The 9,649-nt window shown below is 58.7% G+C and carries 10 protein-coding genes; 9 read left to right on the top strand and 1 reads right to left on the bottom strand.

Going from position 1 to position 9,649, the window contains the following annotated elements:
• Positions 1-144: 144 nt before the first annotated feature.
• Positions 145-996, top strand: coding sequence for a carbonic anhydrase (locus VGG64_22775; GenBank protein ID HEY1602445.1), 852 nt, complete (start codon positions 145-147; stop codon positions 994-996).
• A gap of 57 nt (positions 997-1,053) precedes the next feature.
• Here the strand turns inward: VGG64_22775 and VGG64_22770 are convergent, their stop codons facing one another.
• On the bottom strand, positions 1,054-1,419 hold the full coding sequence (locus VGG64_22770; GenBank protein HEY1602444.1) for a hypothetical protein: 366 nt from the start codon (positions 1,417-1,419) through the stop codon (positions 1,054-1,056).
• A gap of 896 nt (positions 1,420-2,315) precedes the next feature.
• Here VGG64_22770 and groL (VGG64_22765) point away from each other — a divergent pair.
• The 8 genes from groL (VGG64_22765) to VGG64_22730 form a co-directional block, all read left to right on the top strand.
• Positions 2,316-4,010 (top strand): chaperonin GroEL, encoded by a 1,695-nt coding sequence (gene groL / locus VGG64_22765; GenBank protein HEY1602443.1) that lies wholly within the window; start codon positions 2,316-2,318, stop codon positions 4,008-4,010.
• A gap of 91 nt (positions 4,011-4,101) precedes the next feature.
• Entirely contained in the window at positions 4,102-4,401 is a 300-nt protein-coding gene (gene groES, locus VGG64_22760) for a co-chaperone GroES (protein HEY1602442.1), read from the top strand.
• A gap of 108 nt (positions 4,402-4,509) precedes the next feature.
• The gene (groL, locus tag VGG64_22755) at positions 4,510-6,129 is read left to right on the top strand and encodes a chaperonin GroEL (protein ID HEY1602441.1); all 1,620 of its coding nucleotides are present in this window, start codon (positions 4,510-4,512) and stop codon (positions 6,127-6,129) included.
• A gap of 177 nt (positions 6,130-6,306) precedes the next feature.
• Entirely contained in the window at positions 6,307-7,458 is a 1,152-nt protein-coding gene (dnaJ, locus tag VGG64_22750) for a molecular chaperone DnaJ (GenBank protein HEY1602440.1), read from the top strand.
• A gap of 69 nt (positions 7,459-7,527) precedes the next feature.
• Positions 7,528-8,094: a nucleotide exchange factor GrpE gene (grpE, locus tag VGG64_22745; GenBank protein HEY1602439.1), complete on the top strand. Its 567-nt coding sequence runs from the start codon at positions 7,528-7,530 to the stop codon at positions 8,092-8,094.
• A gap of 86 nt (positions 8,095-8,180) precedes the next feature.
• Positions 8,181-8,510 (top strand): zinc ribbon domain-containing protein, encoded by a 330-nt coding sequence (locus VGG64_22740; GenBank protein ID HEY1602438.1) that lies wholly within the window; start codon positions 8,181-8,183, stop codon positions 8,508-8,510.
• 24 nt (positions 8,511-8,534) lie between these two features.
• Positions 8,535-8,714 carry a DNA gyrase inhibitor YacG gene (gene yacG / locus VGG64_22735; protein ID HEY1602437.1) on the top strand — a complete coding sequence of 60 codons (180 nt, stop codon included), beginning with the start codon at positions 8,535-8,537 and terminating at the stop codon, positions 8,712-8,714.
• 201 nt (positions 8,715-8,915) lie between these two features.
• Positions 8,916-9,649: hypothetical protein (locus tag VGG64_22730; protein ID HEY1602436.1), on the top strand; the 734-nt coding region annotated here is incomplete at its 3' end.

The following is a 9,649-nucleotide window of genomic DNA, read 5'->3' as shown; positions in this document are numbered from 1 at the left end:
TGCACAAAACCGGGTACAAGTTCCATCGTGAGCCTCCTTGCTCGATGCCTGAGAGTGATGTCCCAAGCATTGTGCCGGAGGCTCGCACTATTTACGCAGACCAGTTTCGGGCACCCTAAAAACTGCAAAAGTCGAACTAAGTGGATGGCGAGCTGCCGTTCGAGCACGCTCACCAAAGGCGAAGAACCTCGCTACGTCGTTTCGTGCAACGGCTTGGAAGTCGGCATGGTGAGGCGCGAAGGGGGGATGCCCAAGCAAGCCCCGTTCGCCGTAGTCGTGGGCTGCTCGGACGCGCGTGTGCCGACGGAAATGATTTTTGGTCAGGGATTCAACGACCTGTTCGTGATTCGTGTGGCCGGTAACGTGCTCGGCGAAGTCTGCCTGGGGAGCATCGATTTCGCCGTCAATTCGCTTTCGGAGAGCGTCAAGGTCGTGGTCATGCTGGGGCATAGCGGTTGTGGCGCGGTAACGGGCGCCGTCGACGCGTACCTGCGGCCGATGAAGTTCTGGTCCCGCGCCACGTCGCGCTCGTTGCGATCGATTCTGCACAAAATCTTTGTCGCGGTGCGCGAGTCGGCCAACGGACTGAAAGAGGTTTGGGGCCCCGAGGCTCGCGACATGCCGGGCTATCGCGAAGCTTTGATTGAAACGGCCGTGTGCCTTAACGCGGCGCAGGCTGCCTTTGATTTACGGCAGGAAATCGAGCAAGCCGGACGTTGGGAGATCGAGGTGCTTTATGCCGTGTATAGTTTGCACAATCATCAGGTAACGGTGCCGGTCGATCCACAGGCTCCCCCGTCTGATGCCAACGTTCGCTTGGTTTACGCGCCAACTAACCCGCGCGAGTTCAGCACCCTGGCCATCAAAATGGCCGAGATTCTCAAGCCGGTTAGTCTGCCGCGAAATGGACCGCCCGAGGCCAGTACCAATGGCGAGCACCCGAGTCGACCTGCTTCCGATGTGGACCGCGGCGATCGCCAGAACCTGAATGGGTAGCTGCTGGATCGATATCAATCGGCGTGCAAGAAATGCTGGGTAATCCAGCCCGCCGGTCTACCGCGCCGAGGCTTTAGGCTGCCTGCTGTCGGGCGTTTCTTCCAGGCGACCTAAGAGTCGCAGCAGGCCGTCGAGAATCGTAATCGGGTGCGGTGGGAAGCCGGGAATGTATAAGTCAACTGGCAGGATCCCGTCGCAACCGTTGTTCAGCTCGGGATGGTCCCGGAAAGGTCCGCCCGCGATGGAGCAAACGCCGATCGCAATCACAATTTTTGGCGCTGGTGTGGCTTCGTACGTTTTTTCGAGCGCGAACTTCATGTTTTGCGACACAGGTCCAATCACGACTACGCCGTCGGCATGACGCGGCGACGCGACTACTTTAATCCTGAAGCGGCCGAGGTCGAAAACGATCGTACCGAGCACGTTGATATCGGCCTCGAAGGCATTGCGACCCCCCCGCGCTCACGACGCGTAGTTTTAGCGAGCGACCAAACAGCCGCAGCATTTTTTGCTCCAGTGGTCGCGCTAATTCGAACGTTTGACCACTGCGCACGATCAGATCTTCACGATTGCGCGCAGCCAGGCGATGCTCGGACGTGAATCGGACGGCGCCCGTAGGACAGGCCGTGACGCACTCGTTGCAAAACAGGCATGTCCCCATGTCGAGTTCCAAGCCGCTAGACCGGCTGACTGCGTCCGTCGGACACGCACTGACGCATTCGCTGCAACCGTCCACGCAACGCGACTCGTCGAAAAAAGGTCGCTGGGACCCAACTGTCGCTCGCCAATCTTGCGCTTGAATCTGGCATGCTCGTCACGCATCGACGTGCTTTGTCGAGTCAATCCGCCTCAAAAATGCATCCCCTTGACATGTCGCACGGACAGCGGCCAGAAAACCTGGGAGACAATCGTTCTGTGGCAGGCGGCCCGGTCGGTCCTGGCGGTGATGCCAACGGGCATGTATCCGCACGAATGAGAGAATGGCAAACTGCCAGAAACTCCTGCCAAAATGGCACTTCATGGCGTGCCACGCGAATGCATGCTGCCTCTCAGTGTGTCGGAAACGTCGTAACGCATTAACATATTTGGCCTTATGCGATCGCTTCTCGCGTTTGGCACACGCCTTGCTTTGAGTGCGCAGCGAATCGCTGTCTGCCAATATTGGCCGCGCCCGAATTGGCAGACGCAAAACACAGAGCCAAAACTATCCCGGGACTGCCCCTACACCATGCTCCGAGCTGTGTGTCGGGTATGACGACGGTGGCAGCGTCCCTGATTCTCAATCGCCCAACAGGAGGAAACCCGCTGTGGCAAAACAGATGGTGTTCGACGACGAGGCACGCCAGCCATTGTTGGCAGGTGTTGCAAAGCTTGCCCGAGCGGTGCGTAGTACGCTAGGCCCCCGAGGCCGTAACGCGGTCCTCGATAAGGGTTGGGGGTCACCCAAGGTTACCAAAGACGGTGTGACCGTCGCCGAAGACATCGAACTCGAGGATCCGTACGAGAACCTCGGAGCGCAGCTCGTTAAAGAAGCCGCCAGCAAGACCAACGACGTTGCAGGCGACGGAACAACGACTGCCACTGTTCTAGCCGAAGCCATCTTCCGTGAGGGCCTGAAGATGATTGCCGCTGGTGCCGATCCCATGGCACTGTCCCGCGGCATTCACAAAGCAACCGATGCGGTCATCGAGGCCGTCAAGAAGCTGGCCACCCCAATCAACGAGAAGAACAAGACCGAGATCAAGCAAATCGCCACGATCGCGGGCAACGGCGACAGCAGTGTCGGCGAAGTCTTAGCCGACGCCTTTCTGAAAGTCGGCAAGGACGGGGTGATCACCGTTGAAGAAGGCAAGCATTCTGAGACCACGGTTGAAGTGGTCGAGGGTATGCAGTTTGATCGTGGCTACCTCTCGCCGCATTTTGTCACCAACCAGGATAAGCAGACGGTCGAGCTTGAGAACTGTCAGATCCTGATCTACGAAGAAAAGATCTCCAGTGCCAAAAGCCTGGTGCCGTTGTTGGAGGCCATTAGCAAGGCCGGCAAGCCGCTGTTGATTATTGCCGAGGATGTCGAAGGCGAAGCGTTGGCCACCTTGGTGGTGAACAAGATGCGCGGCATTCTCAACGTGGCAGCCGTCAAGGCGCCGGGCTACGGCGATCGCCGTAAGGCGATGCTGGGCGATTTGGCGGTTTTGACCGGTGGCACGGCAATCTTCAAGGATCTGGGGATTCAACTCGATGCCGTCAAGATCAGCGATCTCGGACGTGTGAAGAAACTGATCATCGACGCCGAGAACACGACCATCGTTGGCGGCGCTGGCAAGAAGGCCGACATCGACGGCCGTGCCGAGCAAATCCGTCGCGAGATCGGTGTCACCGACAGCGACTACGATCGCGAGAAACTGCAAGAGCGTTTGGCCAAACTGGCCGGCGGTGTCGCACAGATCAACTGCGGTGCAGCAACCGAGACCGAGATGAAAGAGCGCAAGGCATTGCTTGAGGACGCCAAGGCCGCCACGCAGGCTGCCTTGGAAGAAGGTATCGTTCCGGGCGGCGGCGTTGCCCTGATCCGCAGCGAGAAGGCGCTCGACAAGCTGGAACTGACTGGTGATGAGGCCCTCGGTGCCCGCATCATTCGCAATGTGCTCGATTACCCACTCCGCGCGATCGCCGATAACGCCGGCGTCGACGGTGCCGTAGTCGTCAATCGTGTGCGTCAGCTCAAGGGTAAGAACGAGGGCTACGACGCCGACAAGGCGCAATACTGCGATCTGGTCGAGGCTGGGATCATCGATCCGGCCAAGGTCGTGCGGACCGCACTGCAAAATGCCGCCAGTGTCGCTGCCCTGCTGCTAACCACTGAATCGCTCGTGACCGAGATTCCTAAGGAAGAGGAAGAGGGTGGCGATCATCACGCCCACGACCACGGTATGGGTGGCATGGGCGGAATGGGAGGCGGCATGGGAGGTATGGGTGGCATGGGCGGCATGGACATGGGTGGCATGGGCATGTAGTTGCCTGCTGGCCCAAGAGCGCTGCCGGTCAAAAGGCCGGCAGACGAGCGCATCGACACATATAAGATCAATCGCATAAGGAAAGTGAATTATGAAAAACGTTAAGCTTCGTCCCCTGGACGATCGTGTCGTTGTTGAGCCTCGCGAGGCAGAGCACACAACCGCAGGCGGCATCGTGCTGCCGGAAACGGCCAAAGAGAAACCACAACGTGGCAAGGTCGTTTCTGTCGGACCGGGCAAGCTGCTGGATAGCGGAAATCGCGGATCGCTGTCTGTCTCCGTCGGAGACGAAGTGATCTATGGCAAGTACTCCGGAACCGAGATTGAGCTGGATGGGCGCGAGGTGAAGATCCTCCGCGAGACCGACATCCTGGCCAAGGTTGTGAGCTAAAACCCTAACTGGTAGGCAGTTTGCCTGCGCCGTGGCAGCGTCTATGACGCGCGGCGAGCAGCTGGCTACATTTGGATAACACCAACACATCGCGAAGGAACCGTCAACGTGCCTAAACAATTGCTGTTCGAAGATCACGCCCGAGCCAAGCTGCTCAAGGGCGTCGAGAAGTTGGCTAACGCCGTGGCCATTACGATGGGGCCGACTGGCCGAAACGTGATCATCAACAAGTCGTTCGGCGGTCCGACCGTGACGAAAGACGGTGTCACCGTAAGCAAGGAAGTTGATCTCGAAGATCACTTCGAGAATCTCGGTGCAAAGCTCGTCAACGAAGTTGCCTCAAAGACGTCGGACATCGCCGGGGACGGCACAACGACCGCCACGGTTTTGGCCCGGGCCATCTTCAAGGAAGGCACCCGCAACATCGCCGCTGGCAGCAATCCGATGGCCGTCCGCCGCGGAATCGACAAGGCCGTCGAGGCAGCGATTGAGCACTTGCGGTCGCTCGGCAAGCCCGTGTCCAGCAAGGAGGAGATTGCCCAGGTCGGGTCGATCAGCGCCAATAACGACCGCACGATTGGCGACCTGTTGGCCAACGCCATGGAAAAGGTTGGCAAGGACGGCGTGATCACCGTCGAAGAGGGCAAGGGGACCGAGACCACGCTCGAGCTGGTCGAGGGCATGCAGTTCGACAAGGGGTTCATCTCGCCGTATTTCATCAACAAGCCAGCCGAGATGGAATGCTTGTTGGAAAATGCTTTGATTCTGATCCACGAAAAGAAGATCGGTAACCTCCGCGAGCTGATCCCCCTGTTGGAAAAGACAAGTCAGGCCGGCAAGCCGCTGTTGATCATTGCCGAGGATGTCGAGGGCGAGGCTCTGGCAACTTTGGTAGTCAATAAGTTGCGTGGCATTCTCAATATCTGTGCAGTCAAGGCGCCGGGCTTCGGCGACCGCCGCAAGGCGATGCTGGGTGATATTGCCTGCCTCACCGGCGGCACGCTCATTAGTGAAGACCTGGGTCTGAAGCTCGAAAATCTCGGGCTTGAGCATCTCGGTCGCGCCAAGCAGATCAAGGTCGACAAGAACGATACCACGATCGTGCAGGGTGCCGGCAAGCCGGACGAGATCAAGACCCGCATCCAGCAGATTCGCAACCAAATCGAGGCCACCGAGAGCGAGTACGACCGTGAGAAGTTCCAGGAGCGCCTGGCCAAACTCACCGGTGGCGTAGCAATCATCTCGGTTGGTGCCAGTAGCGAAGCCGACATGAAGCAGAAGAAGGCCCGCGTCGAGGACGCGCTGCACGCCACGCGTGCCGCAGTCGAGGAAGGCATTCTGCCCGGTGGTGGTGTCGCCCTACTGCGATGCCACGACTCTGTGGAGAAGGTCCGTGGCTCGGCCCGCGGCGACGAGAAGATCGGCGTCGATATCGTGTTGCACGCGTTGGAAGCTCCGATGAAGCAGATTGTGGATAACTGCGGCATCGACGGTTCGGTCGTCGTCGACGAGGTCAGTCGCAAGGCTGCCAACATCGGCTACGATGCCAACAAAGGAGAGTATGTTGACATGTTCAAGGCGGGCGTCATCGACCCCTTGAAGGTTGTCCGCAGTGCGCTCTCGAATGCGGCCAGCATCTCGGCGTTGATGTTGACGACCGAGGCGCTCGTTACTAACCTCGACAAGGAAGAGAAGGGCAAGCACCGCGTCGAAGGAAGCGTGCGATAACAAACGGAAAAATGCAGAATAGGAAATGATGTCGCCAGGTGAATTGCTCTTGCCAACGCCTGCCGCATGACCTGTTCTGCGTTTCATCTGCCATTAAAAATACGGGCCGCCTCAGTTGTGGGGCGGCCCGTTTTGCGCTCTAGGCTGTTGCGAGGCGGCGAAGGCGCCATGGTAACTATGGCCAAGAAACGCGACTATTACGAGGTCCTTGGGGTCGAGCGTACCGTCACGGACAAACAGATCTCGGCCGCGTACCGCAAGCTGGCGATCAAGTTTCATCCCGACAAGAATCAGGGAGACGAGGACGCGGTCCGTAAGTTCAAGGAAGCTGCCGAGGCATTTGAAGTCCTCAGCGATTCCGACAAGCGGTCGCGCTACGATCGGTTCGGCCATGCCGGGATTGATGGTGCCAGTGGCGGGGCACCCCACTTTAATGACGTCAACGATATCTTCGAAGCCTTCGGTGGTATTTTCGGCGACGGTGTATTAGGCGACCTGTTTGGACGCAGCCGTGGGGGACGTCGATCCACAAAAGGAGGCGACGTTCGCTGTGACGTCTCGCTCGACCTATTGGAGGCCGCCCGCGGGGTTACCAAAACGGTTCAATTCGAGCGACACGAGCAATGCACAACGTGCGAAGGGAGCGGTGCTCGCAAAGGGACCAAGCCCGAGACATGCCAATATTGCGGTGGCCGTGGTCAGGTCGTGCAGTCAGCCGGCATCTTTCGCATGCAGACGACCTGCCCTTCGTGCCATGGTGCCGGCAGCATCATTCGCGAGGCCTGCACGAGCTGTCGCGGCCAAGGCTACGTGCGGCAGAAGGTCACGCGCGAGGTGCAGATTCCGGCGGGCGTAGACAACGACGTGCGGCTGCGATTGTCGGCAGAAGGCGATCCGGATCCGCACGGCGGTCAACGCGGCGATTGTTATTGCTTCCTGCACGTCAAGGAGCACCCCCTCTTTCGGCGCGACGGACGCAATTTGATCTGTCAGGTGCCGATCACATTCTCGCAAGCGGCGCTCGGTGCCGTAATCGACGTGCCGACCCTGGATGGCAAGGAGGAGCTCGACATACCTGCTGGCTCCGCCACGGGCGAAGTGTTTACCCTGCGAGGTCGTGGTATGCCGGCCCCGCATGCACGTGGTAAGGGAGACTTGCTCGTGCAGATACATATCGAAGTCCCCACGGCCCTAACGCCGCGACAGGAAGAACTGTTGCGTGAGTTGGCCGAGGAAGAGCGTGCCAACGTCACTCCACATCGCCAGAGCTTCTTCGAGAAGCTGCGGAAGTACTTCGTTCCTGAGGACGGCGCCCAGGTCGACGATTAATCAAGACAAGACGTCATCAAAGTGTGCCCAGGCATTTCTGGCATACGCTGATCACCGAGGCAAAATTTCATGTGTGATAACAAACACAATAGTGAACGAGACGCCGACGATTTGGCACCTTCGGTGCCTTTCGGCGACGATCAGATGCTCGGTGAAAACGCCGACGCCGGGGGCGGCGATGCCGCGGAACTTCGCGCTCAGTTGCACGAAGCCAAGGATCGCGCGTTGCGCTTGCAAGCCGAGTGGGATAACTATCGCAAGAGGGCCCGCCGCGAGTTGGATGACGAACGCCGCTATGCGGACCTGCGGTTACTCGGCGATCTGTTGCCCGTGCTGGACAACATTGGCCGCGCGATCGATGCCGCCGCAAAGTCGACCGAAGGCGGAGGTCTTCTGGAGGGATTCAAGCTGGTCAAGCAGCAGTTAGATAATGTGTTGATGAAACATAATTGCACTCGCATCGACGCCCTGCACAAGCCCTTTGACCCGCATTTGCACGAAGCCATCTTGCAGCAACCGACGACGGAATTCCCTCCCCATACAGTGCTGATGGTGACGCAGGAAGGTTATCAGTTGCACGATCGCGTGATTCGTCCGGCGCAGGTCATCGTGGCCGCGCCGGCCGCATCGAACTAACGACGTTGGGCGCGGCGGAATGTGACCGCGCGCCGACAGACTTGCCAAGCGAACCATCCTCTGGTTGAGAGGTTTGACGGACGCCTATGCCCACTTACGATTATGTGTGCGATGGTTGCGGCCACGCCTTTGAATTGTTTCAAGGGATCAACGACGCCGTGAAGAAGAAATGCCCCAAATGCGGCAAACAAAAGTTGCGGCGATTGTTTGGCACAGGCGCCGCGATCGTCTTCAAAGGATCGGGCTTTTATACTACCGACTACCGTAGCGATTCGTACAAAAAGCGCGCCGCGGCAGACAAGCCCGCCAGCGACTCGAAAAGCTCAGACAATAAATCGTCCGAAAGCAAAAGTTCGTCGAGCGAGAAGGGTTCGTCTGGCGACAAGAGTAGCAAGAAATCGAAGTCCGGCGACTGAATTCTGCAGCCTGAGAGTGCGGCAATGGCCCTGGTGCGCTGTCCCATTTGCAATCGCGTATTCGAGTCTGGCGAATCCCAGGCGATGCCGTTTTGCAGTTCGCGTTGCCGGCAAGTCGATTTGGGCCGATGGCTCGACGAGAGTTATGGTTTGCCGTTTGAGCCCGAACAGGAACCGTCGGACGACTTGAAGTCTGATTATTAGACCTGCTGTCCGATTCCCTGCCAGAATCTCTGATTAGGGTAAACGCTAGAGGCAGTTCTAGCGGACAACCGCTCGTTTTTTGTACCCGTCCAGCAAGGCTCCGCTGGTTCAATTTCCAGGCTAGCGTTACTATATAGACGCATGCGCACCCGGTGAAATCACGCGGCGTAAAAGTCGCCGCTCCTTCGGAGTTTGCTCCTTATGTCCGATGATCGTGGTACGCTACGCGTGGTCGCCTGGAACGAGCTTTTTCCCTGGCTGGCTCTGTTGCGCGCGATCCGCCTGGCAATCCAAGCGAGAATTCTGGCTCTCGGCGCGTTGGCTGTTGTTTTGACGGTTGTCGGCTGGTGGGGGATTGGCCAGATGTTCTCCGCCAGTGGCAACGAGCAACTCGTCCAGTGGATTGGCGCCTATGGCCATTGGCCGCGCGGCGATGATCCCGAGCCGGGCGCTTCCGTCGAAGAAATGAAACGGGCCCCGCTGGGAATGGCGGGTCCGGCCGATACGATTTTTGAACCTCCTCGATTTGCCGCTCGTGCCGACGTGCCCGTGTTGTCGGCCTGGTTCAACGTAACCGGTCCGTTCAGGCAACTATTCGAGCCGGGACTTACGTTCGTGGGTCTGGCGTTCTTACTGGCCTGCGCGCTGTGGGTCGACCTTGTGTGGGCCTTTTTCGGAGGAGTCATCACGCGGCTGATCGCACTCCAGGTGACACGTCACGAGCGCGGCAGCTTGCGCGCTGCGGTGCGCTATGTGCTGAGGCGGTATCAGGCGTACTTTACGGCGCCACTGTTTCCGCTGTTCGGCATGTTGCTGTTCGTTGCGCCGCTGGCCATCGTAGGACTGGTCGGACGCAGCGGAGGAGTTGGGTTGGCCGCGCTTGCCTTGCTGTGGCCGGCGTTCCTCGTGGCGGGCCTTGTGATCACGATTTTCCT

The sequence above is a fragment of the Pirellulales bacterium genome (assembly GCA_036490175.1).
GTDB lineage: Bacteria > Planctomycetota > Planctomycetia > Pirellulales > JACPPG01 > JACPPG01.
Note: the sequence above shows the minus strand (reverse complement) of the source record. Positions and strands in the feature narration are given on the sequence as shown.